The sequence below is a fragment of the Herbaspirillum sp. C7C8 genome (assembly GCF_022627875.1).
GTDB lineage: Bacteria > Pseudomonadota > Gammaproteobacteria > Burkholderiales > Burkholderiaceae_D > Herbaspirillum.
The window spans coordinates 171063-197549 of record NZ_JABXGG010000004.1; the positions used below are offsets into that span (position 1 = coordinate 171063).

A 26487-nucleotide genomic window follows, 5' to 3' on the forward strand; every position below is an offset into this window, starting at 1 on the left:
AAAGATGAAGGTCCCATCTACGTTTACCCCTTATCGGCCCGCTCCCACGAGCGCCCAACGCATGGCGAAGAGCACGAAGGGAGCCGCGGATTTCTTGCGGTCGAATTCGACGATGGCGGCGCTCTTGCCCGCCCTGGCTCGCATGGGCACGCTGCAGCAGTCGGTCGCCGCGAGCTTGCCGGCGATGTTTGCCGCGTGTCAGATCTTGCAGTTTGAAGCTGGCGTGCTGGTCATGAGCGCGCCCAATGCAGCGCTGGCGGCACGGTTGAAGCAGCAAACCCCGAAGCTGCAGGACCGCCTGCTGAAGGACGGATGGCAGGTTAATTCAATCCGAATCAAAGTGCAAGTTGGCCGGACGGCCCCTCCCCCAGCGCCCAAACGGGTGCTGGAACTGACCGAAAACGCCCTCTCCTCCTTTGCCGAACTCAGCAGTACGCTGGCGCGCGACCCGCGCAGCCAAGGCTTGAAGGAAGCCATCGACGCCATGATACGCCGCCGCGACCAGCGCATATTGGCCAAACAGACAGGCGAAGATCCGCCATTTCCCGAGGGAAAATAGCCGCTTGACGAAATCCTTATAAAAAATTTACGAGATTTCTCTCGTCAGATCGCCAGAAAACCAAACGCCCCGGTCCAGGCCGGGGCGTTCGTTCATGGGGTCGATGCGGGGATCGGTCAGTTCAGTGCCCACTCCTGCTGGGCCTGCATCACATAGGTCTGCGGTGCCTGGTCGAGCTGGTCGAAGCTGACGATTTCATAGGCATCCGGTTGCGAGAGCAGTTCACGCAACAGCAGATTGTTCAGGCCGTGGCCGGACTTGTGGGCATCGTAGCTGGCCAGCAGCGGATGGCCGATGATGTACAGGTCGCCGATGGCATCCAGGATCTTGTGGCGCACGAACTCGTTGTCGTAGCGCAGGCCGTCGGCATTGAGGATGCGGTACTCATCCATGACGATGGCGTTCTCGAAGGAACCGCCACGGGCCAGGCCCATGCCGCGCAGGGTTTCCACATCCTGCATGAAACCGAAGGTGCGCGCGCGGGCGATTTCCTTGACGTAGGAGTCGATGCCGAAATCGACCTCGGCCACCTGCCCGGTGCCGTCCACGGCCGGGTGATTGAATTCGATGAAGAACTTCAGGCGGAAACCGTCGTACGGTTCAAGACGCGCCCATTTTTCCTTGTCGCCGCTGCCTTCACGCACTTCCACGGGCTTTTTCACGCGGATGAATTTCTTGGGCGCGTTCTGCTCCTGCAGGCCAGCCTGCTGCAGCAGGAAGACAAAGGACGAAGCCGAACCATCCATGATGGGGATTTCTTCGGCGGTCAGGTCGATGATGAGATTGTCGATGCCCAGCCCGGCGCAGGCCGACAGCAGGTGTTCGACGGTGGACACCTTGGCGCCATCCTTGGTCAGGGTCGATGCCATGCGGGTATCGCCCACGCCGGTGGCGATCATCGGCAGCTCGACCACCGGGTCCAGATCCACGCGGCGAAACAGGATGCCGGTATCGGCTGCCGCCGGACGCAGGGTCAGCTCGACCTTGGTGCCGGAGTGCAGGCCCACGCCCGTGGTCTTGACTAGATTCTTGATTGTGCGCTGTTTCAACATCCGGTCATTATAGCCAAGATGCCCCGGCCCCGCCCCGTATGGTACGGCTTTGTTGCAAATCGTTCCTATCTGTAAAACAGGCGACGGCGGGGGGATTGAGCAATCAGATCGATGAATACCTTTCCCCCAGGAAAAACGGCATGCCGCAGCATGCCGTCTTGCCCTCACTGCCTGGCCGGGGAGTTCCCCGGACGCATCAGCCCAGCTGGGCCAGCAGGGTTTCGGCGTTGGAGACTTCGAACTTGCCCGGGGCTTCCAGGTTCAGTTGCTTGACTACGCCGTCGTCGAGCAGCATGGAATAGCGCTGCGAGCGCACCCCCATGTTGCGTTCGGTCAGGTCGAATTCCATGCCCAGGGCCTTGGTGAAGGTGGCGCTGCCGTCACCGAACATGCGCACGATGCCGGTGGCCTTCTGGTCGCGGCCCCAGGCGCCCATGACGAAGGCGTCGTTGACCGAGAGGCACCAGATCTCATCCACACCCTTGGCCTTGAACTGGTCGGCCAGGGCGATGTAGCCCGGCACGTGCTTGGCTGAACAGGTCGGGGTGAAGGCGCCGGGCAGTGCGAACAGGGCGATCTTCTTGCCCTTGACCAGGTCCGACACCTTGAAGGCATTGGGCCCCAGGCTGCAGCCTTCGGTTTCGGTCTCGATGAATTCGGTCAGGGTGCCTTCGGGCAGGCGGTCGCCGATCTTGATGGTCATGGTGTTTCCTCGTCTGGTTGTAGGACTGTGAATTAAGTGGTGAAACAGATGCCTCTGCCGCGATTGATCGATTCAGCAGATGAATTGCCGGCACGCTGCGCACGAAAAAACGCCGCGCACGTGGCGCGGCGTTAGTATGCCTTGGAACTGGCCGGCCTGCTTTGAAGCCGCCGACCGCTCCCGGCCAACGACGATCAGTCCGCCTGCTTGCGCAGGAAGGCCGGGATGTCGTAGGTTTCCATGCCGTTCTTTTCCAGGGCGCGTACGGTGTCCGAAGCCGACTCGCGACGCCACACGGCCGGGGCCTTCAGACCACCGAAAGTGGCACCGGCCGGTTGCGCCGTACCTTGCGGCATGGCGCCACCGACGGCCATCATCGGCTCGTTGTGGGTACCGGTGCGCATGACCGGGGTCTGCACCAGCTGCACGGCCTTGCGGGCACGGCCCAGGCCGGTGGCCACGACGGTCACGCGGATCTCGTCACCCATGCTGTCATCGTAGGCGATGCCCTGGGCAATCGAGGCGTCCGGTGCGGCGAAGGCGCGCACGGTGGCCATGACTTCCTTGATTTCCTTGCCCTTGAGGCCGCGGCTGGCAGTGACGTTGACCAGCACGCCGCGCGCGCCGGACAAATCGATGCCATCGAGCAGCGGCGAAGCCACGGCCTGCTCGGCGGCCACGCGGGCGCGGTCGACACCGGCAGCGGTAGCGGTGCCCATCATGGCCTTGCCCTGCTCGCCCATGATGGTCTTGACGTCGTTGAAGTCGACGTTGATGTGGCCGGGCACATTGATGATTTCGGCGATACCGGCCACCGCATTGTTCAACACGTCATCGGCGTGAGACAGCCATTCGATCATGCTGTCGTCTTCGTAGATCTCTTCCAGTTTTTCATTGAGGATGATGATCAGCGAATCGACGTGCTGGGTCAGCTCTTCCAGTCCGGCATCGGCGATGTCCATGCACTTCTGGCCTTCGTAGGAGAAGGGCTTGGAGACCACGGCTACCGTCAGTGCGCCCAGCGACTTGGCCACCTGCGCCACCACCGGAGCAGCGCCGGTGCCGGTGCCGCCGCCCATGCCGGCGGCGATGAAGACCATGTGCGCGCCGCGCAGGGAGTCTTCGATGCGGGCCCGGGTTTCCTCGGCCAGCCGACGACCGACGTCGGGCTGCATGCCGGCGCCCAGACCGGTGTCGCCGATCTGGATGACGTTGTGCGCCTTGGATTGCTTCAGTGCCTGGGCATCCGTGTTGGCGGCGATGAATTCGACGCCGGACACACCCTTGTTAATCATGTGCTGCACGGCATTGCCGCCAGCACCGCCAACGCCCACGACCTTGATGATCGTACCCAGCGTCGCATTGTCGACCATATCGATTTCCATGATGACTCCTTAAAATATATGTGTCCTGCAGCTGGCAGTTGATAGGCATCACGCGGTGTGACGACTAGCAACTGATCACTGCTGTCTATGTACTTGATTCCCTGTTGTTTCTTCTAATGCCGTACTGCCAATGCTGCGAATACTGCGAATGATGCCTTGATACCGCTATTCCAAGAAAACCCTGCTGCAAATTTGCTGCGGTCTTCATCATTTTTTTACTGCCAGAACCCTACAACTGAACCGCCAGCAACAACCAATGCATTTACATCCTGAAGCAATCATCGACGGCCGCACGCGACGGCCTTCGCGAAGGGTTCAGAAATTGCCGAGGAACCACTCCTTCATGCGCTGCCAGACCGCCTTGACCGAACCTTCCTGGCGGGTCACGATGTAGCCGCGCAGATACTGTTTCTTGGCTTCCTGCAGCAGGCCCAATACGGTCGAGTAGCGCGGGCTGCGTACCACGTCAGCCAGCTGGCCGCTGTATTCGGGCGTGCCCAGGCGCGCCGGTTTCAGGAAGATGTCTTCGGCCAGTTCGGTCATGCCGGGCATCATTGCCGAGCCACCGGTGAGCACGATGCCTGAGGACAGCACCTCTTCATAACCCGACTCGCGCACCACCTGATGCACCAGCGCAAACAGCTCTTCGACGCGCGGCTCGATGACGGCGGCCAGCGCCTGGCGCGACAGGGTGCGCGGATTGCGGTCGCCCAGGCCGGGCACTTCCAGCGTCTCGGTCGGATCGGCCAGGATCTGCTTGGCCACGCCATAGCGCAGCTTGATCTCTTCGGCTTCCAGCGTGGGGGTGCGCAGGGCCATGGCGATGTCGTTGGTGATCTGGTCACCGGCAATCGGGATCACGGCGGTATGACGGATCGCGCCTTCGGTGAAGACCGCCACATCGGTGGTGCCGCCACCGATGTCGACCAGCACCACGCCCAGTTCGCGCTCATCCGTGGTCAGCACCGAATCGGCCGAGGCCATCGGTTGCAGGATCAGGTCGGAGACTTCCAGACCGCAACGGCGCACGCACTTGACGATGTTCTGCACGGCAGAAACCGCACCGGTGACGATGTGCACCTTCACTTCCAGGCGGATACCGCTCATGCCGATGGGCTCGCGCACGTCTTCCTGGTTGTCGACGATGAATTCCTGCGGGACCGTGTGCAGCAGTTGCTGGTCGGTCGGGATGTTGACGGCCTTGGCGGTCTCGATCACGCGCGAGACGTCGGCGGCGGTCACTTCCTTGTCCTTGATGGCGACCATGCCGCTGGAATTGAAGCTGCGGATGTGACTGCCGGCGATGCCCGTGTAGACATTGCGGATCTTGCAGTCGGCCATCAGCTCGGCTTCTTCCAGGGCGCGCTGTATCGATTCGACGGTGGCCTCGATGTTGACGACCACGCCCTTCTTGAGCCCCTTGGATTCGGACTGCCCCAGCCCGATCACTTCATGGCGGCCATCGGGCAGCACCTCGGCCACCACCGCCACCACTTTCGAGGTGCCGATGTCCAGACCGACGATCAGATTTTTTGCGTCTTTTGTCATAGCGTTCCGCTTATTTCTTTTTCCCGTTCATTGCCGCCAGCACCAGGCCATCCGCCTTCAAGGCCATCCCGTTGGGATAGCGCAGGTCGACGCTTTCTATCTTTCCCTGCAATCGTTCCATCAGCTGCGGATAGGCCGCCACCAGCCGCGCCACCCTTTCCTTCAATATCGCATCGCCCTGCTCGCGGCCCAGCTCGACCGTCATGCCATTGTCCAGCCGTACGGTCCAGGCATAGCGGTTCGACAGCACCACCGACTCCGGCTCCAGCTTGATGGGCGCGAACCACTGACGGAACAAGGCCAGTCGCGCCACCACCTGCTTCTCGCTGCCGGGGGGGCCATCGAACTCCAGCAGCTCACCGTCATCCTCGGCCTCGGCCAGGTTGGCGGTGAACACGTCACCCTTCTGCGACAACAACTTGCCATCTTCGCCCCAGGTACCCAGGGCCTTGTGTTCCTCGATCTTCACCACCAGCCGGTCCGGCCATTCACGCCGCACCATGGCCTTGCGCACCCAGGGCACGGCTTCGAAGGCCGCGCGCACCGCCGTCAGGTCGGCCGTGAAGAAATTGCCATGGATGCGCGGCACCGCAGTGGCCCGCACCGTCAAGGCATTGACCTTCTCCAGCGGCATATCGCTGGCTGATTCGATGCGTATCGTGTGCAGCGTAAACATCGGCCGCTGCGCCACCCACCACAAACCCGATGCCACCAGGGCCAGCAGCACCAGCGCAAAAAGCGCACTGCTGATGGCGTTGAGCATCTTGACGTCCTGCCACATCGACGCGTTCTTCCTTAAACCCGGACCATCACGGCTGGCCCGCCTGCGGCGTCCAGTCCTTCGATGGCCTCATGTCCAGCGCGGCCATCGCCAAAATCTCGCAGCACAGGTCTTCATAGCTCATGCCCACCGCCTTGGCCGCCATCGGTACCAGCGAATGGCCGGTCATGCCGGGCGAGGTGTTGATTTCGATCAGGTAAGGCTCAGCCTTTCCATCCGCCTCGCGCAGCATGAAGTCCACGCGGCTCCAGCCACGGCAACCCAACGCATTGAAAGCCCGTACCGCCAGATCCTGGATATGGCGCGTCAGTTCCGCATCCAGCGGGGCGGGGCAGTAATATTTCGTGTCGTCGGTGAAATACTTGTTCTGGTAGTCGTAGTTGCCATCCGGCGCGCAGATCTCGATGACCGGCAAGGCCCGCGCATCGCGTCCCTGCCCCAGTACCGGCACCGTCAGTTCACGGCCACGGATGAATTCCTCGGCCAGCACCACGCTGTCATAGCGGGCGCACATCTCGAAGCTCACCTGCATGTCGGAATAACCGTTGACCTTGGCAATGCCGATGGTCGAGCCTTCATGCGGCGCCTTGAGCATCAGCGGCAAACCCAGCTCGTCGGGCACCACGCGCAATTGCTCGCGCGAGGTGGCCTTGGCATCCAGGCTCAGGAAGCGCGGCGTGGGCAGAGCATGCGAGAGCCAGATGCGCTTGGTCATGATCTTGTCCATGGCGATGCTGGAGGCCATCACGCCCGGGCCGGTATAGGGCAAGCCCATCTGTTCCAGCGCACCTTGCAGCGTGCCGTCTTCGCCATAGCGGCCATGCAGGGCGATGAAGACGCGGTCGAATTTCTCGGCCTGCAATTCACCCAGGCTGCGCTCAGCCGGATCGAAGGGATGCGCATCCACCCCCTTGCTGCGCAGGGCCTGCAAGACGCCATTGCCCGACATCATCGACACTTCGCGCTCGGCGGAACGACCACCGAAGAGCACGCCGACGCGGCCAAAGGCCTTGATCTGGTCCTGGCTGATCATGCGGCCCCCTGTTCATTCTTGCCACCGGCGTGCGCGACCAAACGCCCCGGCACGGCGGAAATCGATCCAGCCCCCATGGTCATGACGACGTCGCCGTCGCGCACCACATTGCGGATGGTCTCGGGCATGTCGCCGATGTCGTCCACGAAAACCGGCTCCACCTTGCCGGCCGCGCGCAGCGCATGCGCCAGCGAACGGCCATCGGCGGCCACGATGGGGGCTTCACCGGCGGAATACACTTCACCCAGCACCAGCACATCGGGTGAGGACAATACCTTCACGAAATCCTCGAACAGATCGCGCGTACGGGTGTAGCGGTGCGGCTGGAAGGCCAGCACCAGGCGGCGGCCCGGATAGGCGCCACGGGCGGCGGCGATGGTGGCGGCGGTCTCGACCGGGTGATGGCCGTAATCGTCCACCAGCGTGAAGTGGCCAGCGGGATTGCCCTGCGCATCGGTGATCGGCACCTCGCCATAGCGGGTAAAGCGGCGGCCCACACCGTTGAATTCGGTCAGCGCCTTCTGGGTGGCGGCATCATCCACATCCAGTTCACGGGCGATGGCGATGGCGGCGCAGGCATTCTGCACGTTGTGCATGCCGGGCTGGTTCAGGCTCACCTGCATGGGGGCGTAGCCGTCCTGGATCACGGTGAATTCCATCTTGCCCTCCACGGCGCGGGCCTCGATGGCGCGCACGTCGGCGTCGTCATGGAAGCCGTAGGTCAGAATGGGCTTGGAGACCATGGGCATGATCTCGCGCACGTGCGGATCATCCAGGCACAGCACGGCCACACCGTAGAACGGCAGGCGCTGGGTGAACTCGACGAAGGCTTGCTTCAGACGCGCGAAGTCATGGTTGTAGGTTTCCATGTGATCGGCATCGATGTTGGTGATGACTTCGATCACGGGCGTCAGGTTGAGGAAGGACGCATCCGACTCATCGGCTTCGGCCACGATGAATTCACCGGTGCCCAGCTTGGCATTGGCGCCGGCGCTGGTGAGCCGGCCACCGATGACGAAGGTCGGGTCCAGTCCGCCTTGGGCCAGCACGCTGGCCACCAGGCTGGTGGTGGTGGTCTTGCCGTGGGTGCCGGCAATGGCAATGCCCTTCTTCAGGCGCATCAGTTCACCCAGCATCACCGCGCGCGGCACGATGGGGATGTGCTTCTTGCGCGCGGCCAGCACTTCCGGGTTGTCGCCCCTGACGGCGGTGGAGGTGACGATGGCGTCAGCGCCTTCGATGTTCTCGGCCGCATGGCCATAGCGGATGTTGGCGCCCAGCTGCGCCAGGCGCTGGGTGGCGGCATTGCTGCCCAGGTCGGAGCCTGAGACGCCATAGCCGAGGTTGAGCAGCACTTCGGCGATACCGCTCATGCCTGAGCCGCCGATGCCCACGAAATGAATGTTCTTGACGCGATGCTTCATGGTGTTACCAGTCCTTCCAGCACGCGCGCGATTGCCTCGTTGGCGTCGCGCCGGCCTTGTTCGTATGCCGCCTGTGCCATGTCATGGCATGCAGCGCGGTCCAGTTTCTGCAGCAAACCGGCCAGGTGATCCGGCGTCAGTTCGCGTTGCGGCAAGTGAATCGCCGCCTTGTTCCGTGCCATCCACTTCGCATTGTCGATCTGGTGCGAGGTGGTCGATACCGCCAGCGGCACCAACACGCTGGCCACGCCCGCAGCCGTCAGCTCGGAGACCGTGATGGCCCCAGCGCGGCAGATCACCAGATCGGCCTCGGCATAGCGGCGCGGCATGTCGTCGATGAAATCGACCACTTCGGCCTGCACGCCTGCGGCCTCGTAGGCTGCGCGCAAGGCGGCGATATGCTGCTTGCCCGACTGGTGCGTCACTTGCGGACGCAACCGGGCAGGCAGCTTCGCCAGCGCGGCGGGCACGTTGTCGTTCAAGACCTTGGCGCCCAGGCTGCCGCCCACCACCAGAATCTTCAGCGGGCCGCTGCGGCCGGCGTAACGTTGGGCCGGCTGCGGCAGCGCGATGATTTCCTTGCGCACCGGATTGCCGGTGACCTCGGCCTTGCCCGCCGCACGGCCGAAATCGGCCGGGAAGCCAAAGAGAAGCTTGGTCGCCATCGGCGCCAGGGTCTTGTTCGACAGCAGCAGTGCCGCATCCGCATTGACCAGCACCAGCGGCTTGCCGCGCAGGCGCGCCATCACGCCGCCCGGTACGGTGACGTAACCGCCCATGCCCAGCACCACATCGGGACGACGACGGCCGAGGATGGCATGGCAATGCAGGAAGCTTGCCAGCAGACGCCACATCCCCTTGACCGTATGCAGCAGCCCCTTGCCGCGCAGGCCGGCGAAGACAATGCTGTCCATCTCCACGCCATGGCGCGGCACCAGCTCGCGCTCCATGCCGTGCGTGGTGCCCAGCCAGCTCACTTGCCAGCCGCGCGCGCGCATGGTGTCGGCGATCGCCAGACCCGGGAAGATGTGGCCGCCGGTACCGGCGGCCATGATCAGCAACTTGCGCGGCGCGCTCATGGACGGCCTCCGCGCATGAGTACCCGGTTTTCGTAATCGATGCGCAGCAGGATGGCCAGGCCCACGCAATTCAACAGCACACCCGAACCGCCATAACTCATCAGCGGCAGCGTCAGGCCCTTGGTCGGCAGCAGGCCGAGGTTCACGCCCATGTTGATGAAGGCCTGCACGCCCAGCCAGATACCGATGCCCTTGGCCACCAGGCCGGCAAAGGTGAGGTCCAGCGCGATGGCCTGGCGACCGATCTCGAAGGAATGCTTGACCAGCCAGTAGAACAGCAACACCACCACCAGCACCCCGACGAAACCGAGCTCCTCGCCGATGACGGCGAGCAGGAAGTCGGTATGCGCTTCGGGCAGGTAATGCAGCTTTTCCACGCTGCCGCCCAGCCCGACGCCGAACAGTTCGCCGCGCCCGAAGGCGATCAGCGAATGCGACAACTGATAGGCCTTGCCCAGCGCGTTTTCTTCCTCCCAGGGATTCAGATAGGCAAAAATGCGCTCGCGCCGCCACGGCGAGGTGACGATGACCAGCGAGAACACCCCCACCAGGGTAGCCCCGATACCGCCGAACCAGACGCCGTTGATGCCGCCCAGGAACAGGATGCCCATGGCGATGCAGACAATCACGCCGAAAGCACCCAGGTCAGGCTCCAGCAGCAACAGCAGGCCGACCAGGCCGACGGCGGCGGCCATGGGGAAGAAGCCCTTGACCAGCTTGTGCATCACCGCCTGCTTGCGCACCGTGTAGTCGGCGGCATACAGGACGATGAAGAGCTTCATCAGTTCGGAGGGCTGCAGGTTGATGATCTTCAGCGAGAGCCAGCGCTTGGCACCATTGACCCCCTTGCCCACGCCCGGAATGAGCACCATCAGCAGCAGGATCAGCGTGATGGCAAAGAGATAGGGCGCCCACTTCTGCCAGGTCTCGATGGGCACGCGGAAGACCACCGCACCGGCCACGATGGAGAGCACGATGAAGATCGCCTGGCGGATCAGGAAGTGGTAATTCGAATAGGACGCGTACTTGGGCGAGTCCGGCAGTGCCACCGAGGCCGAATACACCATCACCATGCCGAACAGCATCAACAGCAGGACCACCCAGATCAGCGGCTGGTCGTATTCCATCATGCGCGAGCGCTGCTCGAAGCCGATGCTGCCCGATGCGCTGCCACGGCTGCTGCGGGCGCGACCGGCGGCCACCGGCGCGGCCTGTTTCAAGCCGCCCAGCCAGTTGCGCACCGAGGACAGGCCCAGTTTCATGCCAGCACCTCACCGCGCGAGAGCGCCAGTTCGCGCACCGCGTCCACGAAGACCTCGGCGCGATGGGCATAGTTGCGGAACATGTCCAGGCTGGCGCAGGCCGGCGAGAGCAGCACGATATCGCCGGCGGCGGCGAGTTCACCGGCCTTTTCCACGGCCGCTTCCAGGCTGGCACAATCGATGAGTTCGACACCGCTGTCGGCCAGGGCCGCGCGCACGGCGGGGCCGTCGCGACCGATCAGCAAGACGGCGCGGGCATATTTCTGCACCGGCAGATCCAGCGGCGAAAAGTCCTGACCCTTGCCATCACCACCGGCGATCAGCACGATGCGGTTGGGACGGCCACCCAAACCCAGTCCATTGAGCGCAGCCACGGTGGCGCCAACATTGGTGCCCTTGCTGTCGTCGTAGTACTCGACGTCCTGGATCACGCCGACCAGTTCCACCCGGTGCGGTTCGCCCGTGTAGTCGCGCAGACCGTGCAGCAGCGGCGCCATCGGCAGATCGACGGCGCGGCACAAGGCCAGCGCGGCCAGCGCATTCATGGCGTTGTGGGCGCCACGGATGCGCAGGGCATCGGCAGGCATGAGGCGTTTGACGGTCACCGGCGGCGGCAGCATGTCCTTCTGCTTGCGGCGACGCTTGCCTTCCGGAACTTCATCGTCTTCATGCACGAAGGCGTTGGCCAGCCACAGCATGCCATTGTCATTGACCAGGCCGAAGCTGTTGGGGGTGGACGGTTCGTCCAGGCCGAAGGTGGACAGCGGCGCAGCGGCGGCGCTCATCTCCATCACCAGTGCGTCATCGCGGTTGAGCACGCGTACGGTGTCCTGGCCGAAGATGCGGGCCTTGTCGGCAGCGTAGTTGTCCATGCTGCCGTGCCAGTCGAGGTGGTCCTGGGTCAGATTCAGGACGGTGGCGGCATGCGGCTGCAGGCTGTGCGTGGTGTGCAGCTGGAAGCTGGAGAGCTCCAGCACCCAGGCCTGCGGCAGGGAACCGCGATAGCTCGGCTCCGGTGGCGGCGGCGGAGGCACTTCCACCAGCGCATCTTCCTCGGCCTTGCGCGAGACTTCCATGAAGTCGCCCAGGTTCATGGCTTCGCCCGTGGTGGCGGGGGCCGCCATATCGGCTTGCGGCACCACGTCGGAGGCCACGTCCAGGGTGGCCTCGGAGGGCTGCCCGGTATCCGGTACCGTGTGCTCGGCAGCTTCGTGCGGGGGTTCCTCGCTGGCCAGCAGTTCTCCCTGCGGCGCCGGTTCAGGCGCTGGCGCGGCCACCTCGGGCTGCGCCTGCAGGACCGGCACGGCAATCGCGGCGGCCTGCTCGATGCTGGCCGCAGCACGGCGATGCTTCTCGGCCTCGGCGGCCTGGCGGGCGTCCAGCACGGCCTGTTGGGCCGCTTGTGCCTCGGCTTCGGCTGCGGCCTGAGCCGCGTCGCGGGCATCCTGCTCGGCCAGTTCGGCCAGGAAGATCTTGTCCTTGATCACGGCTTCACGCAGCACATCCAGGGCAGCCGGGCTGATGTTGCCTGCCACCTGCACCGACAGCCCGGCACGCTCGCATAAAAGACCGGTCAGGCGGGTCACGGTGGTCTTGCCGTTGGTGCCGGTGATGGCCAGCACCTTGGGTTGATACAGGGTCTCTTCGCGCAGGGCGGCCAGGGCCTGGGCGAACAGTTCGATCTCGCCCCACAGCGGCAGGCCGCGCTCGGCCATGGCCGGCATCAGCGGGGCCAGCTCGCCTGCGGGGGCCAGGCCGGGACTGACGGCGACGAAATCGATTCCCTCCAGCAACGAGGGGGCCAGTGCCTGGCCCAGCACGGCCTCGGCCTCGGGCGCGTCGGCGCGCAAGGCTGCCAGGCGCTCGGCCAGCGCCGCTTCGCTACGGGTATCGGCCACGCGCACGCCGGCGCCGCAGTAGACCAGCCACCGCGCCATTGCCAGGCCGGACTCGCCGAGTCCGAGCACCAGAACGTGTTTGCCCGAGTAATTCATCTTGTTTTCCGACTCACTTCTTCATCAAGGTCTTGCCATGCAGGGCCCAGCCCTGCCAACCACGAAGGCGCCTCCTGCATTTCGTCACAAGGGGCGCCGTTTTTCTTCATATCGCCTGTTTACCGAAGCTTCAGGGTCGACAGGCCGACCAGTACCAGCATCATGGTGATGATCCAGAACCGCACCACCACCTGGGTTTCCTTCCAGCCCTTCTGTTCGTAGTGGTGATGCAGGGGTGCCATCAACAGCACGCGACGGCCAGTGCCGAAGCGCTTCTTCGTGTACTTGAAATAGGCCACCTGGATCATCACCGAGAGCGTCTCCACCACGAAGATGCCGCCCATGATGAAGAGCACGATTTCCTGGCGCACGATGACGGCGATGGTGCCCAGCGCGCCACCCAGTGCCAGCGCGCCGACGTCGCCCATGAACACCTGCGCCGGGTAGGCGTTGTACCAGAGGAAGGCCAGGCCCGCACCGCCCATGGCGCCGCAGAAGATGAGCAGTTCGCCGGCACCCGGGATGTGCGGGATGAACAGGTACTTGGCGTAGGCCGCGTTGCCGGTCAGGTAGGCGAACAGGCCCAGGGCCGCCCCCACCAGCACGGTGGGCATGATGGCCAGGCCATCCAGACCATCGGTCAGGTTGACCGCATTGCTGGTGCCGACGATGACGAAATAGGTCAGCGCGATGAAGCCCCACACGCCCAGCGGATAGGTCACGGTCTTGAAGAAGGGCACGATCAGGTCGGCCTTGGGCGGCAGGTCCAGGCTGAAGCCGGAACGCACCCAGGCGACGAAGAGGTCGAAGACCTTCAGGTTGCTCACTTCGGAAACCGAGAAGGCCAGGTAGAACGCCGCCACCAGTCCGATCAGCGATTGCCAGAAATATTTTTCGCGCGAGCGCATGCCTTCCGGATCGCGATAGACCACCTTGCGGTAGTCATCGACCCAACCGACGGCGCCGAACCCGAGCGTGACGATCAGCACGATCCACACGAAACGGTTGGACAGGTCCGCCCACAGCAGGGTGGAAACGCCGATGCCGATCAGGATCAGCACGCCACCCATGGTGGGGGTGCCGGACTTGATCAGGTGGGTCTGCGGTCCATCGGTGCGCACGGCCTGGCCGACCTTCATGCGGGTGAGCATGCGGATCACGGCAGGGCCGGCGATCATGCCGATCAACAGCGCCGTCAGCGTGGCGAAGACCGCGCGGAAGGTGATGAAGTTGAACAGGCGCAGAAAGCCGAAATCCTGTTGAAAATTCTGTGCAAGCCAGAGCAGCATGCTAATGGGTCTCCTGTTGATGTTGCGAGAGTGATTCAACGTTGACCAGATGCTGTACAACTCGCTCCATCTTCATGAAGCGTGAACCTTTTACCAAAATGGTCGCCCCCTGCGGGGCAGCCTTTTCCACCGCGGCATTGAGTGCGGCGATATCGTCGAAATGCGTAGCCTGCGCTACACCTTGCAGCGCCGGACCATACGAACTGACGACGTGTTTCGTCAATTCGCCCAGTCCGAGCAAGAGCGGAATGCCACGGCTGCGGGCATAGGCGCCGATCTCGGCATGGAACTGCGGGCCCTGGTCGCCGACTTCACCCATGTCGCCCAGCACCAGCACGCGCGGACCGTCGATGGCGGCCAGCACGTCGATGGCCGCGCGCACGGAGTCGGGGTTGGCGTTGTAGGTGTCGTCGATCACCAGCGCGCCGCTGCGGGCTTGCTTGCGCTGCAGGCGGCCACTGACCGGGGCAAAGCTCTGCAGGCCGCGTACCACGGCCTCAACCGTGATGCCGGCACCCAGTGCGCAGGCGGCAGCAGCCAGGGCATTGCGCACGTTGTGCTCACCGACGGCGGCCAGTTCCACCTTGAACTGCGCGGGCGGGACGGCCAGACCTTTCACGGTCACCTGCAGGGTACTGCCGAAGGCACTGGCCTGATAGCTGGCGCTGACATCGGCTTGCGCAGTCAGGCCGAAAGTCAGCACGCGGCGGGCACCGGCCTCTTCACGCCAGAGCGCGGTGAAATCATCATCGGACGGGAACACGGCCACGCCGTCAGCAGGCAGGTGGCGGATCACGGCGCCGTTTTCGCGCGCCACCGCTTCCACGCTGGCCATGAATTCCTGATGCTCGCGCTGGGCATTGTTGACCAGGCCCAGCGTCGGCGCGGCGATGCGCGAGAGCACGGCGATCTCGCCCGGATGGTTCATGCCCATCTCGATGACGGCAGCCTGATGTTGCGCGCGCAGACGGAACAAGGTCAGCGGGACGCCGATCTCGTTGTTGAAATTGCCGCGCGTACCCAGGTAGCCGTCTTCACCGAAGGCGGCCGCGAGGATGGCGGCGATCATTTCCTTGACGGTGGTCTTGCCGTTGCTGCCGGTCACGCCGATCACCGGGATCTGATGCCGGACACGCCAGCCATGGGCGATCTGGCCCAGTGCGGCGCGGGTGTCGGGCACCACGATGGCCGGCACGCCAAGGCCTGGCGGTACGCGTTCGACCACCACGGCGGCAGCACCCTGAGCGGCTACCGTATCGAGGAAATCATGTGCATCGAAGCGCTCGCCGCGCAGGGCGACGAAGACATTGCCAGGCTTGACCGCACGGCTGTCGGTGACGACGTCATTGAGTTCGAGTACGCCTGCCGGCGCATTGACCACGCCCGGCACGGTGCGTGCGGAGGCGGCTTGCTCGGCGGTGCGGATCCACTCCAGCAACTGGCGGAAATCGAATCGCATCATGCGCCTCCCATCATCGTCGAGCGCGCGGCAAGCGCCAGCGCGACATGGTCGGCGTCGAGGAAGGGCAATTTCTTGCCGGCGATTTCCTGGTAAGGCTCATGTCCCTTGCCGGCCAGCAGGACCACATCGGCCTTGGTGGCATGGCGGATCGCCCACAGAATGGCGCCGGCGCGGTCGGGCAGCACCACCGGTTCGACGCGGCTCATGCCTACACGGATCTGCTCGATGATGGCCTGCGGATCTTCACTGCGCGGATTGTCGCTGGTCAGCACGACCTGGTCGGCCTGCTCGGCGATCTGGCCCATCTGCGGGCGCTTGCCCGGATCGCGATCACCACCGCAGCCGAATACGCACCACAGCTGGCCGCCACGCTGGGTGGCGACCTGGCGCAGGGTGGACAGGGTCTTGTCGAGGGCGTCGGGGGTATGGGCGTAATCGATCACGATCAGCGGCACATCAGGACCGCCGAACTGCTGCATGCGGCCCGGTGCCGGGGTCAGTGCGGCCGCTGCGGCGACCACGGCATCCCAGGCCACGCCCTGCGTGAGCAGTACGCCCATGATGCCCAGCACGTTGCTGACATTGAAGCGTCCCACCAGCTGGGTCTTGACCTGGCCGCTGCCGAAAGGGGAATCGACGTGGAAGGCGGTGCCGGTATGGCTGCTGCGCAGTTGGCTGGCGCGCAAGGTCGGTACGCCGTGCGTGTCGCCGCCCTGCTCGTCGGCGATGGCGTAACCGATCACCGGCAGCTTGCGCTCGGCCAGCAGCGGCAGCAGGCGCTGGCCCATGCCGTCGTCCAGGTTGACCACGGCGTGCTTCAGGCCCGGCCACTGGAACAGCTTGCGCTTGGCGTCTTCGTAGGTCTGCATGTCACCGTGGAAATCCAGGTGATCGCGGGTGAAATTGGTCAGCAGGGCGACATCGACGTGCATGCCGTTCATGCGCCCCTGGGCCAGTCCGATGGAGGAGGCCTCGATGGCCAGCGCACCGACGCGGCCCTGCGACAACTTGAACAGGCTGCGTTGCAGCAGTACGGCGTCCGGTGTGGTGTAGCCGGTGACCTCGAAGCCTTGCGGCTTGCCGTTGACAAAGCTACCCACGCCGAGCGTACCGATCACGCCGGCGGCGCTGGCGCCGGGCAGACGCGACAATGCGGTACCCAGCCAGTAGGCGCAGGAAGTCTTGCCATTGGTGCCGGTGACGGCCACCGTCAACATGGCCTGGTCAGGCTGGCCGTACCAGGCGGCGGCGATCTCGCCGGCGCGCGCCTTCAGGTCGGACAGGGGCAGGTGCGGCACGTCGATCTGGGACGGCCAGGTATAACCGTCGGCTTCGTAGAGCACGGCGGCCGCGCCCCGCTCGACGGCATCGGCAATATAGGAGCGGCCATCGGCGTCGCCCACGTAGGCGAAGAACACGTCGCCGGCCGCCACGCGGCGGGAATCCGAGGTGAGTTGCGCAGACGGCGACGCCTGGCGCAGCCAGGCGAGGATGTCTTGAAGGCTGGGAACGCGCTCGGACATTACATGCTCTCCTCAAGCGGTTCTTTGGGAATGATGATGTTGGTCACGCTGGAATCCGGCGGTACGTTCAATGCGCGCAAGGCATTGGCGGCGACGTTGGCAAATACCGGGCCGGCCACCGGGCCGCCGAAGTGCTGGCCTTGCGGCTCGTCGATCATCACCGAGATGATCAGGCGCGGATCCGACATCGGGGCGATGCCCGTGAACGAGGCCACGTACTTGCGCACGTACTTGCCGTTTTCGATCTTGTAGGCGGTACCGGTCTTGCCGCCGACGCGATAGCCCGGCACCTGGGCCTGCGGTGCCGTACCGCCCGGAGCGACCACGGTTTCCAGCATGCGACGCATCTGCAGGGCGGTATCGGCCGAGATGACACGCTGGCCGATGGGCGAATCGGTGACCTTGGTGAAGGACAAAGGAATGATGTCGCCATTGCGGGCGAAGATCAGATAGGCGTGGGCCAGCTGGATCAACGACACCGAAATGCCGTGGCCGTAGCTCATGGTGGCCTGCTCGATCGGGCGCCACGACTTGTAGGGACGCACGCGACCGGCCACCGCCCCCGGGAAGCCGAACTTGGGCTGCTGACCGAAACCGACCGTGGTGAACATTTCCCACATCTCTTCGGCCGGCATGCCCAGCGCGATCTTGGCAGTGCCGATGTTGGAAGACTTCTCGATGATCTGCGCCACCGTCAGCGGACCGTGGGGATGCGAATCGCCGATGGTGGCGGTGCCGATGGTCATCTTGCCGGGCGCGGTCTGGAACACCGTGGACGGAGTCACGCGATGCGTGTCCAGCGCCAGGGCCACGGTGAAGGGCTTGAGGGTCGAGCCCGGTTCGAAGGTATCGGTCACCACGCGATTGCGCAGCTGCGCCCCGGTCAGCACCGAACGGTCGTTGGGATTGTAGGAGGGCAGATTGGCCATGGCCAGCACTTCGCCGGTCTTGGCATCGACCACGATGATGCCGCCGGCCTTGGCCTTGTATTTTTCTACCGCTTCCTTCAGTTGCGTGAAGGCGATGTACTGAATCTTGCTGTCGATGGACAAGGTCAGGTCACGGCCATCGTGCGGCTCGCGGATCGATTCGATATCTTCCACCACACGGCCCAGGCGGTCCTTGATGACGCGGCGGCTGCCGGTCACGCCGGCCAGCGTCTTCTGCGCGGACAGCTCCATGCCGTCCTGGCCGGCATCCTCGATGTTGGTGAAGCCGACCACGTGCGCCATCACCTCGCCTTCGGGATAGAAGCGCTTGTATTCCTTGCGGGTCTGGATGCCGGGGATGCCCAGCTTGACGATCTTGTCGGCGGTATCCTGCTCGACCTGGCGCTTGAGGTAGACGAAGCTGCGGTCGGAATCGAGCTTCTTGCGCAGCTCGGCATCGCTCATGTCCAGCAGCTTGGCCAGCTGCACCAGCTTGTCCTTGGGTGCGCCCTGCACATCGTCGGGGATGGCCCAGATCGCCTTGACCGGCACCGAGGAAGCCAGCACCTGGCCGTTGCGGTCAAGGATCTTGCCGCGCGTGGCGGGCATTTCCAGGGTGCGGGCGTAGCGCGAGGCGCCCTGCTTCTGCAGGAAATCGGTCGATACGCCCTGCAGCCACAGCGCGCGCAGCACCAGCGCCACGAAGGCGGCAAACAGCACGAACAGCACGAAGCGCGAGCGCCAGGCCGGCAGCTTGACCTGCAGGATGGGATTGGACGAAAACGCCACGCCCTTGGAGGCAGCCACGCGAGCGCCGGTCAGGTTGGTACGCGGGGGCATCTTGGTCATGGCACCCCCACGGTGAGGTATTGGGTACGGGCGGCGGTGACCGGGACCATGCCCAGATCACGCCGTGCCAGCTCCTCGATGCGGGCATTCTTGCCCAGCGTGGACTGGTCCAGCTGCAACTGCGCCCAATCGACGTCGAGCTGGCGCGCCGCGCTCTGGGCGCGTTCCAGCTCGATGAAGAGGCTGCGGGCCTTGTACTGGGCGCTCACCACGGACAGCGCGCAACCCACCAGCATGATGGTCAGCAGGATGCACAGACGCCCGGTCATGCAGGCGCCCCTTCGGTGGTGCGGGTGGACACCGGCATCACGCGCTCCAGGCCGCGCATGACCGCCGAGCGGGCACGCGGGTTGGATTCGACTTCGGCACTGCTGGGCATGACGCGCGGCAGCAGGCGGGCCGGGGCTTGCGGCAGGTCCACGGCACGGATCGGCAGGCGACGGTCAGGCTGCGGCGCATGGGCTTTGGAGGCCATGAACTGCTTGACGATGCGATCTTCCAGCGAGTGAAAGCTGATCACGACCAATCTCCCGTGCTGCGCCATCTGGGCAAATGCCTTGTCCAGTCCTACTTCGAGTTCTTCAAGCTCTTGATTGACGAAAATCCGTACAGCCTGAAAGGTACGAGTGGCCGGGTCTTTGCCTTTCTCGCGGGTTTTGACGGCTTGTGCCACGAGCGCGGCAAGCTGTCGTGTGCTTGAAATTGGCTCGATTGCCCGGCCAGCAACAATCTTCTTTGCAATCTGAAGAGCAAACCGTTCTTCCCCATAATCTCGTATCACCTTTGCAATCTGCTGTTCATCTGCCGTTGCCAGCCATTCCGCTGCCGACACGCCACGGGTGGTATCCATGCGCATGTCCAGCGGGCCATCAAGACGGAAACTGAAGCCGCGCGCGGCGTCATCCACCTGCGGCGACGAGATGCCCAAATCCATCAATACCCCGTCGACCTGCGCGATGCCGCGTGCGGCCAGCGCCTCGTCCATGGTCGCGAAGCTGTCGTGCACGATCTCGAAGCGGGCATCGTCAATCTTCTGCGCCGTGGCGATGGCCAACGGGTCCTTGTCAAATGCGATCAGGCGCCCTTGCGGGCCCAGCCTGGAAAGGATGGCGCGGCTATGACCGCCACGGCCGAAGGTTCCGTCCAGGTAAATGCCATTGGCGCGCTCACCACTGATGGCCAGCGCGTCCACGGCTTCTTCCAACAGCACGGTGCGGTGCTGCAGCTCGGGCACCGGTTGCAGATTCATCTTGTCCGGCCGTCAGAAGGAAAAGTTGCTCAACACATCCGGCATGCCACCCGCCACGGCCTCGGCTTCACTCTCGGCCAGCTTGACGGCATCCCAGATTTCGAAATGACTACCCATGCCCAACAACATCACATCACGCTGCAAGCCCACGGCCGCGCGCAGTTCGGGCGCAATCAGGATGCGGCCGGCACTGTCGAGCTCCACGTCCTGGGCATTGCCCAGGAAGATGCGCTGCCAGGCACGGGCCGACATCGGCCAGTTGGCGATCTGCTCACGATGCGTCTCCCAGGTCGGGCGCGGAAAGAACAACAGGCAGCCATGCGGATGGCGCGTCACGGTGGCGCGTCCTTCGCACTGCACAATCAGGGCGTCACGATGCTTGGCCGGAATGGTCATCCGTCCTTTGGCATCGAGATTGAGTGCTGACGCGCCCTGGAACACTGTGTTTTTCCTTCGCCTGCGGCGAGTGAGATTGCTGATCGGGTGCCGTGTCGTGCCGGGCAAATGCAAATGACACCACAAATGCCCCACAAAAAAACACTTTTTGACACTGCCGCCCACTTTAGTGGATGCACTATTGCAGGTCAAGCGGTATACGTTGCGAAAAACCGCGATTTTGCTAATAAAGTCAAAGACTTAGCGCACTTCCTTAAAACACCCTCTTCATAACATTTGTGAAGAAAATGAAGGACTTAGCATTTACATTGAAGGTGCAACCTGAGCTATACACATGTGTTTCGCGCCAGAATTGCGCAACGGCGCGGATTTGCGGCGCATGGACGCGGCGGTCTGCCCGATTTCGGGGCAGCAGGGAGAGGGAAAACGACGGGAGCAGGAAAGCGCAGGATTTGCGAGTGAACTGAACCAAAGGACATGGATTTTGCAGTGCAACTTAAGTTCACCGGATGGCGCGAAAATGGACAAGAAATATCCGTTTGGGGCAGTCCGGAGCATGCCTCGCCCTGCATCGTCACCCTGACAACGAGGGCATTGCCCTGCGGGGCAAGCGCCTCAGCAGATGAGGCAAGAACGCTTGTGATCCCGAAACTTCATGAAATTCTTCGTCAAATGAATGGCAGGAAGCGTTTTTGTTTTGACTTCGGCGGCGAGCACCTTTTACTATCCGTGTCTTTGGGAAGATCGATACGCAAAAACGCGGCCGGCATGGCCCGTTTGCGGGTGTTGAAAAGCACGTCGATTTTTTTCAATCAAGGCTGGTTCCGCCCAGGCCCTATCGGCTGAAAACGCAGATAGGGCTTGCGGATCCGGCTCATTCCAGTGCTAAAATCTGGGCACCTTAACAGTGAAAGGAATTTAAAAGTGAACAAATCTGAATTGGTTGACGTTATCGCCGCCGACACCGAGATCTCCAAGGCAGCAGCCCAGCGCGCGCTGGACTCCGTCATCGAGAACATCATCAAGGCCGTGACCAAGGGCGATACCGTGCAATTGGTTGGCTTCGGTTCCTTCTCGACCGGCAAGCGCGCTGCCCGCACCGGCCGCAACCCGCAAACCGGCGAAGAAATCAAGATCGCCGCTGCGACCACCGTGAAGTTCTCGGCTGGCAAGGCTTTCAAGGAAGCCGTCAACAAGAAGAAGAAATAATTTCACGCTTCACGCATTTGAATGCCCTCAACCAGGTTCAGGGCATTCAAATCGAGGCCGATTCGACAGGATCGGCCGTCCCTCCCCCCTCCTCGCCTTCCCGCTCGTTTCTTCTTCCTCATCGCTTCTCTTGAGGGCCACACCGCAGAGCGATGTCCCTCCAGCACAGTTGCCCGTTGGCGCGCAACGCACAGCAATGACGGTCTCCCGCACAGGCCGGCTTTGTTTGCCAAGGTCCGGCGCAGCGCCTAGAATTTTTTCGATCCATCGCTCCATACAGCCGCATTCCCGCTTGCCGTCCCGTCGTAGACCATGAACAGCCGGCCCATCCGGCACACCCAAGGAGACTGTCGATGAATAGCCCCGCCCAGCGTCCACCGCTGCCCCCGTTCACCCGTGAGACGGCCGCCATGAAGGCGCGCGCTGCCGAAGATGCCTGGAATTCCTGCGATCCGCAGCGCGTCTCGCTGGCCTATACCGAAGACAGCCGCTGGCGCAACCGCGCCGACTTCGTCCACGGACGCGCCGAGATCGTCGCCTTCCTCACCCGCAAATGGGCGCGCGAGCTGGATTACCGACTCATCAAGGAAGTCTGGGCGCACGAAGACAACCGCATCGCCGTGCGCTTCGCCTACGAATGGCACGACGATTCGGGGAGCTGGTTCCGCTCCTATGGCAACGAGAACTGGGAATTCGACGAGCATGGACTGATGCGCCTGCGCCATGCTTCCATCAATGATCTGCCGATCAGGCAAGCGGAACGCAAATTCCACTGGGACCGCTCAGGCCCGCGTCCGGCCGACCATCCCGGCCTGTCCGAACTGGGGCTGTAAGCACGGGCCGTCCGTCGACCCGACCGGGGTCGACCTGAAGCGATTCAGGCGCCCAGGTCGGCCAGCGGATGCGCCTGGCGCGACCAGGGATCGGCAAAGAATCCCTCTACCCATGCCGGCGTGGCTGCGGCCAGAGAGGCCGGATTCCATTGTGGTTTCTGGTCCTTCTCGATGATCAGCGCGCGGATGCCCTCGACGAAATCGGGGCGTGCCGCGCAATGCAGCGACACCACGAATTCCAGCCGGAACACCTCCGCCAGCGACAGCGGACGCACACGCTTCTGCAGGGCATAGCCCAGCCAGGCCGAACCGGGTGAGCCGGCCCGCAGGGTAGCCTGGGCTTTGCTCAGCCAGGCATCCTCGGTCTGCAAGCTCAGAATGCCCTCGACGATTTCCGGCAAGGTGGGCCGACGGCAGAGGGACTCGATCAGGTCGAAATGCGTACGCAGGCTGGAGGCCGCAAACGATGCCGTGCCTTGCGACGAGGAAGAAGCCTGCGCCGCACCCAGTACACGATCCAGCAGCTCGGCATCCTTGCCCTCTCCCCACGGCTGCATCAGCAGGGCATCGATCACCGATGCCTTGGCGGCATGGGCCACGCGATAGTCCGCCAGGCCGGCGAAGAGGGCGTCGTTGGCATTGAGGTTGGCACCGGTGAGCGCCAGGAAGACGCCGCTCTTGCCCGGCATGCGGGACAGGAACCAGCTTCCGCCCACATCCGGATAGAGCCCGATGGTGATTTCCGGCATGGCCAGACGCGATTTTTCGGTGACCACGCGATGGCTGCAACCGGCCATCAGGCCGATACCACCGCCCATGACGATGCCATGCCCCCAGCACAGGATGGGCTTGGCGAAGCTGTGGACAAGATAATCCAGGCGATATTCCTGCTCGAAGAATTCCGCTGCGTAGGAATTGGCGCCAATGTCCTCGCGCGCGGGCGAGGCGTGATGTTCGCGCATGGAGCGATAGAGCTGCTGCAAGTCGCCACCGGCACAAAAGGCCTTGTCGCCCTGCGCCTGCAGCATCACCATGGCCACGCCCGGATCGGCCTGCCACTGCTGCAGTTGGGGCGTGAGCAGCCTGACCATCTCCAGCGAGATGGCATGCAGGGTCTTTTCGGAAGCGAGGGTGGCGATGCCGATGCGTTGGCCGTTGACGGCCGTCAGTTCTTCGAATGCCACGGGGGCGGCGGCTTGGTTCATGGGTCTCCTGGGGTCTCTGGCGAGCCCGCAGTGCCCACGGGCCGCAGTGTTGTTATGAAGAATGAAGAAAAAATCGAATTCAATGAAGCAGGCCGGTAGGCCGGATTCTGTTACGGCGGGAAACCCGCTATGACAGCCATTCCTCTAGGCGACGGATCGCTCCGCCGCTCAAGCTTTCTACCCGCACGCTCCGCGAGCCACATCAACGCGTGCCTATTTGAAATTGCTCCGGGTGGAGGTTACCGCGTTTCACCGTAACTTAATACGCTCGTCTCTGTGGCCCTGTTCCTCGCCTTATACCGGCTTGCGCCGGCTTTCAGCGGACGGCCGTTAACCGTCACCCTGCTCTGTGGAGTCCGGACCTTCCTCCCGCCGCCTCCTTGCGAAGACGGCCAGCGGCTGTCTGGCCTGCATCGGGCGCTATTGTAGCGCAGCATGGGCCGACACCGGCTATCGTCCATCGCAAAACGCTTTTGCGCCCACGCAAAAAGATCATGCCGATTCGGCATGTGACACCCGAGCGGCTCTTCGGTAGTCTGCTGCTGATCCGCTACAGGCCCTGCGCCGCGCGGTTCCTGACTGACTTCAACGAAACACCATGCAAATCTGCGTACTGGGCGCCGGCGTGATCGGCGTGACCACTGCCTACCGTCTCCTGCAGGATGGCCATCAGGTCAGCCTCATCGATGCCCGCGACCAACCCGGCGAGGGCACCAGCCAGGGCAATGGTGCCCAGCTCAGCTATTCCTACGTGGCCCCCCTGGCCGATCCCTCAGTGTGGACCAAATGGGCATACTACCTGTTCAGCAAGGATTCGCCGCTGACCATCAAGCCGACCGCCGATAGCGCCCAATATCGCTGGCTGCTGCAGTTCCTGCGCTGCTGCAATGCGCAGCGCGTACGCCAGACCACCATCGACCTGCTGCAACTGGCCTTCTACAGTCGCGACCAGCTCACCCAATGGAATGCCGGCCTGCAGCTGTCCTTCGATCATCAGCGTTCCGGCAAGCTGGTCATGTTTACCGATGCACAAGGGCTGGAGGCGGCTGCGCAGCAGGTGCAATTCCAGGCGCAGCATGGCTGCCGGCAAGAGGTACTCAGCGCGGCCGAGTGCATCCGCATCGAACCGGCCCTGGGCCACTCACAGCGCGACTGGGTTGGCGGGGTTTACACGCCCAGTGAAGAGGCGGGCGATTGTCCGCAATTCTGCCGCGCCCTGGTCGAAACCATGCAGGCGCATCCGGATTTCCGTTTCATCGGCGCTGCCCGCGTTGATGCCGTACGCCGCGAAGGGCGTGCCCTGCGCGCGGTGCAGGCCGGTGGCCAATGGATTGCTGCCGACCGTTTCGTGCTGGCACTGGGTGCCGATAGCGCGGACTTCGCGCGCCTGGTGGATCTGCGCCTGCCGCTCTATCCACTCAAGGGCTACAGCATCACCGTGCCGCTGGAGGATGAGGCCAGCCGCGCCGCGGCGCCTCAGGTATCCATCACCGACATCGCCAGGAAGATCGTTTATGCACGCCTCGGCCAACGGCTGCGCGTGGCGGGCCGCATCGAGCTGGTGGGTCGCGACGCCCGCATCCCGCCCTCGGCCATCGAGGAACTGAAGAATGGCCTGCGCGAGCTCTTCCCCGGCTGCGCGCTGGGCGAGGATGCGACGCTGTCGCCGTGGACGGGATTTCGGCCGGCCACGCCGAGCGGCGTGCCCATCGTCGGCGCATCGCCGGTGGAGAACCTGCATCTCAACATTGGCCAGGGTGCGCTGGGCTGGACGCTGGCCTGTGGCAGTGCGGCGCTGGTGGCCGACCAGATCGCCGGCCGCCGGCGCGCCATCGACGATGCGCCCTTCCGGTACCGCGCCTGAAGAAGTTTCATCTCAGGCGCCCGCATTCGGACTTAACATGGCACATCGCCAGCATCTGCGCTGGCCTATCCACGGGAGACGAACGATGCGGGAAAACCGGCTGCGCACCCTCTTCGCGCAACAGCAACTGGCCCTCTCGGGCTGGGTATCGATGGGCAATTCGCTGCTGGGCGAGGTGCTGGGGCACAGCGGCTACGATGCGGTGACGGTGGATCTGCAGCACGGTCCCTTCTCGATCGAATCGGCGCTGCCGATGCTGCAGGCCATCTCCGGCACGCCCGCCATACCGCTGGTGCGCTGCTCCGAAAACAGCCTGGGAGAAATCAACAAGCTGCTCGACGCCGGTGCCTATGGTGTGATCTGTCCGCTCATCAACACGGCGGCCGACGCCGAGCGTTTTGTGCGGGCCTGCCATTATTCCCCGCGCGGCGGACGCAGCTATGGCCCGGCGCGCGGCTTCCTGTATGGCGGAGCGGACTACTTTGCGCACGCCAACGCCACCATTCTGACCCTGGCCATGATCGAGACCCGCGAAGGCTATGCCAACGCTGAAGCGATCCTGCAGACCCCTGACCTGGACGGCATCTTCATCGGCCCCAGCGACCTGGCCATCGAACTGGGCCTGGCGCCGGATGCCTACGACGACGTGCGCCTCAATGACGCCATCGACCATCTGCTGGCGCTGGCGCGCAGGCTGGGCAAATACGTGGGGATCTTCGCCGGGACCATGGAGATGGCCCAGCGCATGAAGCATATCGGGATGGATCTGGTGGTACCGGGGACGGATATTCAGCAGATCAAGGCGGAAGGGGCGCGGCGGATCGGGGCATTGCGCTGATCCGCTCGCGTGATGCCAGAA

The 26487-nt window shown here is 63.6% G+C and carries 24 protein-coding genes and 1 other RNA gene; 6 read left to right on the forward strand and 19 right to left on the reverse strand.

The window, feature by feature from the left end; genetic code table 11:
• The first annotated feature begins 4 nt into the window (after positions 1 to 4).
• Entirely contained in the window at positions 5 to 559 is a 555-nt protein-coding gene (locus HWE01_RS07300) for a DciA family protein (protein WP_034351610.1), read from the forward strand.
• Positions 560 to 675: 116 nt separating this feature from the next.
• Here HWE01_RS07300 and lpxC read toward each other — a convergent pair whose 3' ends face one another.
• The 17 genes from lpxC to mraZ all read right to left on the reverse strand — a co-directional run bounded on the left by lpxC (position 676) and on the right by mraZ (position 20562).
• Entirely contained in the window at positions 676 to 1611 is a 936-nt protein-coding gene (gene lpxC / locus HWE01_RS07305; protein WP_008334548.1) for a UDP-3-O-acyl-N-acetylglucosamine deacetylase, read from the reverse strand.
• A 196-nt stretch (positions 1612 to 1807) separates the two neighbouring features.
• The gene (locus HWE01_RS07310; protein ID WP_175342922.1) at positions 1808 to 2314 is read right to left on the reverse strand and encodes a peroxiredoxin; all 507 of its coding nucleotides are present in this window, start codon (positions 2312 to 2314) and stop codon (positions 1808 to 1810) included.
• Positions 2315 to 2508: 194 nt separating this feature from the next.
• Positions 2509 to 3699, reverse strand: a complete 1191-nt coding sequence (gene ftsZ, locus HWE01_RS07315) for a cell division protein FtsZ (protein ID WP_008334544.1) — start codon at positions 3697 to 3699, stop codon at positions 2509 to 2511.
• 315 nt (positions 3700 to 4014) lie between these two features.
• Positions 4015 to 5247 (reverse strand): cell division protein FtsA, encoded by a 1233-nt coding sequence (gene ftsA, locus HWE01_RS07320; RefSeq protein WP_008334543.1) that lies wholly within the window; start codon positions 5245 to 5247, stop codon positions 4015 to 4017.
• A 10-nt stretch (positions 5248 to 5257) separates the two neighbouring features.
• Positions 5258 to 6028: a cell division protein FtsQ/DivIB gene (locus HWE01_RS07325; protein ID WP_008334542.1), complete on the reverse strand. Its 771-nt coding sequence runs from the start codon at positions 6026 to 6028 to the stop codon at positions 5258 to 5260.
• 28 nt (positions 6029 to 6056) lie between these two features.
• A complete protein-coding gene (locus HWE01_RS07330; protein WP_008334541.1) occupies positions 6057 to 7061 on the reverse strand; it encodes a D-alanine--D-alanine ligase in 1005 nt (334 codons plus the stop codon).
• Positions 7058 to 8485 carry a UDP-N-acetylmuramate--L-alanine ligase gene (gene murC / locus HWE01_RS07335; protein WP_241821434.1) on the reverse strand — a complete coding sequence of 476 codons (1428 nt, stop codon included), beginning with the start codon at positions 8483 to 8485 and terminating at the stop codon, positions 7058 to 7060. The genes HWE01_RS07330 and murC overlap by 4 nt, the downstream gene beginning before the upstream one ends.
• The gene (gene murG, locus HWE01_RS07340) at positions 8482 to 9564 is read right to left on the reverse strand and encodes an undecaprenyldiphospho-muramoylpentapeptide beta-N-acetylglucosaminyltransferase (protein WP_241821435.1); all 1083 of its coding nucleotides are present in this window, start codon (positions 9562 to 9564) and stop codon (positions 8482 to 8484) included. The genes murC and murG overlap by 4 nt, the downstream gene beginning before the upstream one ends.
• On the reverse strand, positions 9561 to 10826 hold the full coding sequence (gene ftsW, locus HWE01_RS07345; RefSeq protein ID WP_008334530.1) for a putative lipid II flippase FtsW: 1266 nt from the start codon (positions 10824 to 10826) through the stop codon (positions 9561 to 9563). The genes murG and ftsW overlap by 4 nt, the downstream gene beginning before the upstream one ends.
• Positions 10823 to 12820 (reverse strand): UDP-N-acetylmuramoyl-L-alanine--D-glutamate ligase, encoded by a 1998-nt coding sequence (gene murD, locus HWE01_RS07350; RefSeq protein ID WP_241821436.1) that lies wholly within the window; start codon positions 12818 to 12820, stop codon positions 10823 to 10825. The genes ftsW and murD overlap by 4 nt, the downstream gene beginning before the upstream one ends.
• A gap of 119 nt (positions 12821 to 12939) precedes the next feature.
• Entirely contained in the window at positions 12940 to 14109 is a 1170-nt protein-coding gene (mraY, locus tag HWE01_RS07355; protein WP_008334527.1) for a phospho-N-acetylmuramoyl-pentapeptide-transferase, read from the reverse strand.
• A gap of 1 nt (position 14110) precedes the next feature.
• Complete coding sequence (locus HWE01_RS07360; protein WP_241821437.1) at positions 14111 to 15571, reverse strand: UDP-N-acetylmuramoyl-tripeptide--D-alanyl-D-alanine ligase; 1461 nt, start codon at positions 15569 to 15571, stop codon at positions 14111 to 14113.
• Positions 15568 to 17094: a UDP-N-acetylmuramoyl-L-alanyl-D-glutamate--2,6-diaminopimelate ligase gene (locus HWE01_RS07365; protein WP_241821438.1), complete on the reverse strand. Its 1527-nt coding sequence runs from the start codon at positions 17092 to 17094 to the stop codon at positions 15568 to 15570. Before HWE01_RS07365 ends, HWE01_RS07360 begins: the two co-directional genes overlap by 4 nt.
• The gene (locus tag HWE01_RS07370; RefSeq protein WP_008334521.1) at positions 17094 to 18872 is read right to left on the reverse strand and encodes a peptidoglycan D,D-transpeptidase FtsI family protein; all 1779 of its coding nucleotides are present in this window, start codon (positions 18870 to 18872) and stop codon (positions 17094 to 17096) included. The genes HWE01_RS07365 and HWE01_RS07370 overlap by 1 nt, the downstream gene beginning before the upstream one ends.
• Positions 18869 to 19141: a cell division protein FtsL gene (ftsL, locus tag HWE01_RS07375; protein WP_008334519.1), complete on the reverse strand. Its 273-nt coding sequence runs from the start codon at positions 19139 to 19141 to the stop codon at positions 18869 to 18871. The genes HWE01_RS07370 and ftsL overlap by 4 nt, the downstream gene beginning before the upstream one ends.
• Positions 19138 to 20121: a 16S rRNA (cytosine(1402)-N(4))-methyltransferase RsmH gene (gene rsmH, locus HWE01_RS07380; protein ID WP_008334517.1), complete on the reverse strand. Its 984-nt coding sequence runs from the start codon at positions 20119 to 20121 to the stop codon at positions 19138 to 19140. Before rsmH ends, ftsL begins: the two co-directional genes overlap by 4 nt.
• A gap of 12 nt (positions 20122 to 20133) precedes the next feature.
• On the reverse strand, positions 20134 to 20562 hold the full coding sequence (mraZ, locus tag HWE01_RS07385; RefSeq protein ID WP_006465511.1) for a division/cell wall cluster transcriptional repressor MraZ: 429 nt from the start codon (positions 20560 to 20562) through the stop codon (positions 20134 to 20136).
• 432 nt (positions 20563 to 20994) lie between these two features.
• Here mraZ and HWE01_RS07390 point away from each other — a divergent pair, with 432 nt between their 5' ends.
• The 3 genes from HWE01_RS07390 to HWE01_RS07400 all read left to right on the forward strand — a co-directional run bounded on the left by HWE01_RS07390 (position 20995) and on the right by HWE01_RS07400 (position 22559).
• A complete protein-coding gene (locus HWE01_RS07390; RefSeq protein ID WP_157174308.1) occupies positions 20995 to 21363 on the forward strand; it encodes a hypothetical protein in 369 nt (122 codons plus the stop codon).
• A gap of 78 nt (positions 21364 to 21441) precedes the next feature.
• Complete coding sequence (locus HWE01_RS07395; protein WP_006465510.1) at positions 21442 to 21726, forward strand: HU family DNA-binding protein; 285 nt, start codon at positions 21442 to 21444, stop codon at positions 21724 to 21726.
• Between the two features lie 353 nt (positions 21727 to 22079).
• Positions 22080 to 22559 carry a nuclear transport factor 2 family protein gene (locus HWE01_RS07400; RefSeq protein ID WP_241821439.1) on the forward strand — a complete coding sequence of 160 codons (480 nt, stop codon included), beginning with the start codon at positions 22080 to 22082 and terminating at the stop codon, positions 22557 to 22559.
• Positions 22560 to 22603: 44 nt separating this feature from the next.
• On the opposite strand, the gene HWE01_RS07405 is transcribed toward HWE01_RS07400, so the two are convergent.
• Positions 22604 to 23764, reverse strand: coding sequence for an enoyl-CoA hydratase/isomerase family protein (locus HWE01_RS07405; RefSeq protein ID WP_241821440.1), 1161 nt, complete (start codon positions 23762 to 23764; stop codon positions 22604 to 22606).
• Positions 23765 to 23844: 80 nt separating this feature from the next.
• Positions 23845 to 24179: RNase P RNA component class A (rnpB, locus tag HWE01_RS07410), an RNA gene on the reverse strand.
• Positions 24180 to 24362: 183 nt separating this feature from the next.
• Here rnpB and HWE01_RS07415 point away from each other — a divergent pair.
• Both HWE01_RS07415 and HWE01_RS07420 read left to right on the forward strand, forming a co-directional pair.
• The gene (locus HWE01_RS07415; protein ID WP_008334508.1) at positions 24363 to 25628 is read left to right on the forward strand and encodes a D-amino acid dehydrogenase; all 1266 of its coding nucleotides are present in this window, start codon (positions 24363 to 24365) and stop codon (positions 25626 to 25628) included.
• A gap of 85 nt (positions 25629 to 25713) precedes the next feature.
• On the forward strand, positions 25714 to 26466 hold the full coding sequence (locus tag HWE01_RS07420; RefSeq protein WP_349640994.1) for an HpcH/HpaI aldolase family protein: 753 nt from the start codon (positions 25714 to 25716) through the stop codon (positions 26464 to 26466).
• Positions 26467 to 26487: the final 21 nt, after the last annotated feature.

What these genes read in the sequence shown, in the direction of transcription:
- HWE01_RS07300 (WP_034351610.1), top strand. Translation starts at nt 5, where the DNA reads ATGAAGGTCCCATCTACGTTTACCCCTTATCGGCCCGCTCCCACGAGC.
- lpxC (WP_008334548.1), bottom strand. Translation starts at nt 1,611, where the DNA reads ATGTTGAAACAGCGCACAATCAAGAATCTAGTCAAGACCACGGGCGTG.
- HWE01_RS07310 (WP_175342922.1), bottom strand. Translation starts at nt 2,314, where the DNA reads ATGACCATCAAGATCGGCGACCGCCTGCCCGAAGGCACCCTGACCGAA.
- ftsZ (WP_008334544.1), bottom strand. Translation starts at nt 3,699, where the DNA reads ATGGAAATCGATATGGTCGACAATGCGACGCTGGGTACGATCATCAAG.
- ftsA (WP_008334543.1), bottom strand. Translation starts at nt 5,247, where the DNA reads ATGACAAAAGACGCAAAAAATCTGATCGTCGGTCTGGACATCGGCACC.
- HWE01_RS07325 (WP_008334542.1), bottom strand. Translation starts at nt 6,028, where the DNA reads ATGTGGCAGGACGTCAAGATGCTCAACGCCATCAGCAGTGCGCTTTTT.
- HWE01_RS07330 (WP_008334541.1), bottom strand. Translation starts at nt 7,061, where the DNA reads ATGATCAGCCAGGACCAGATCAAGGCCTTTGGCCGCGTCGGCGTGCTC.
- murC (WP_241821434.1), bottom strand. Translation starts at nt 8,485, where the DNA reads ATGAAGCATCGCGTCAAGAACATTCATTTCGTGGGCATCGGCGGCTCA.
- murG (WP_241821435.1), bottom strand. Translation starts at nt 9,564, where the DNA reads ATGAGCGCGCCGCGCAAGTTGCTGATCATGGCCGCCGGTACCGGCGGC.
- ftsW (WP_008334530.1), bottom strand. Translation starts at nt 10,826, where the DNA reads ATGAAACTGGGCCTGTCCTCGGTGCGCAACTGGCTGGGCGGCTTGAAA.
- murD (WP_241821436.1), bottom strand. Translation starts at nt 12,820, where the DNA reads ATGAATTACTCGGGCAAACACGTTCTGGTGCTCGGACTCGGCGAGTCC.
- mraY (WP_008334527.1), bottom strand. Translation starts at nt 14,109, where the DNA reads ATGCTGCTCTGGCTTGCACAGAATTTTCAACAGGATTTCGGCTTTCTG.
- HWE01_RS07360 (WP_241821437.1), bottom strand. Translation starts at nt 15,571, where the DNA reads ATGATGCGATTCGATTTCCGCCAGTTGCTGGAGTGGATCCGCACCGCC.
- HWE01_RS07365 (WP_241821438.1), bottom strand. Translation starts at nt 17,094, where the DNA reads ATGTCCGAGCGCGTTCCCAGCCTTCAAGACATCCTCGCCTGGCTGCGC.
- HWE01_RS07370 (WP_008334521.1), bottom strand. Translation starts at nt 18,872, where the DNA reads ATGACCAAGATGCCCCCGCGTACCAACCTGACCGGCGCTCGCGTGGCT.
- ftsL (WP_008334519.1), bottom strand. Translation starts at nt 19,141, where the DNA reads ATGACCGGGCGTCTGTGCATCCTGCTGACCATCATGCTGGTGGGTTGC.
- rsmH (WP_008334517.1), bottom strand. Translation starts at nt 20,121, where the DNA reads ATGAATCTGCAACCGGTGCCCGAGCTGCAGCACCGCACCGTGCTGTTG.
- HWE01_RS07390 (WP_157174308.1), top strand. Translation starts at nt 20,995, where the DNA reads ATGGATTTTGCAGTGCAACTTAAGTTCACCGGATGGCGCGAAAATGGA.
- HWE01_RS07400 (WP_241821439.1), top strand. Translation starts at nt 22,080, where the DNA reads ATGAATAGCCCCGCCCAGCGTCCACCGCTGCCCCCGTTCACCCGTGAG.
- HWE01_RS07405 (WP_241821440.1), bottom strand. Translation starts at nt 23,764, where the DNA reads ATGAACCAAGCCGCCGCCCCCGTGGCATTCGAAGAACTGACGGCCGTC.
- HWE01_RS07415 (WP_008334508.1), top strand. Translation starts at nt 24,363, where the DNA reads ATGCAAATCTGCGTACTGGGCGCCGGCGTGATCGGCGTGACCACTGCC.
- HWE01_RS07420 (WP_349640994.1), top strand. Translation starts at nt 25,714, where the DNA reads ATGCGGGAAAACCGGCTGCGCACCCTCTTCGCGCAACAGCAACTGGCC.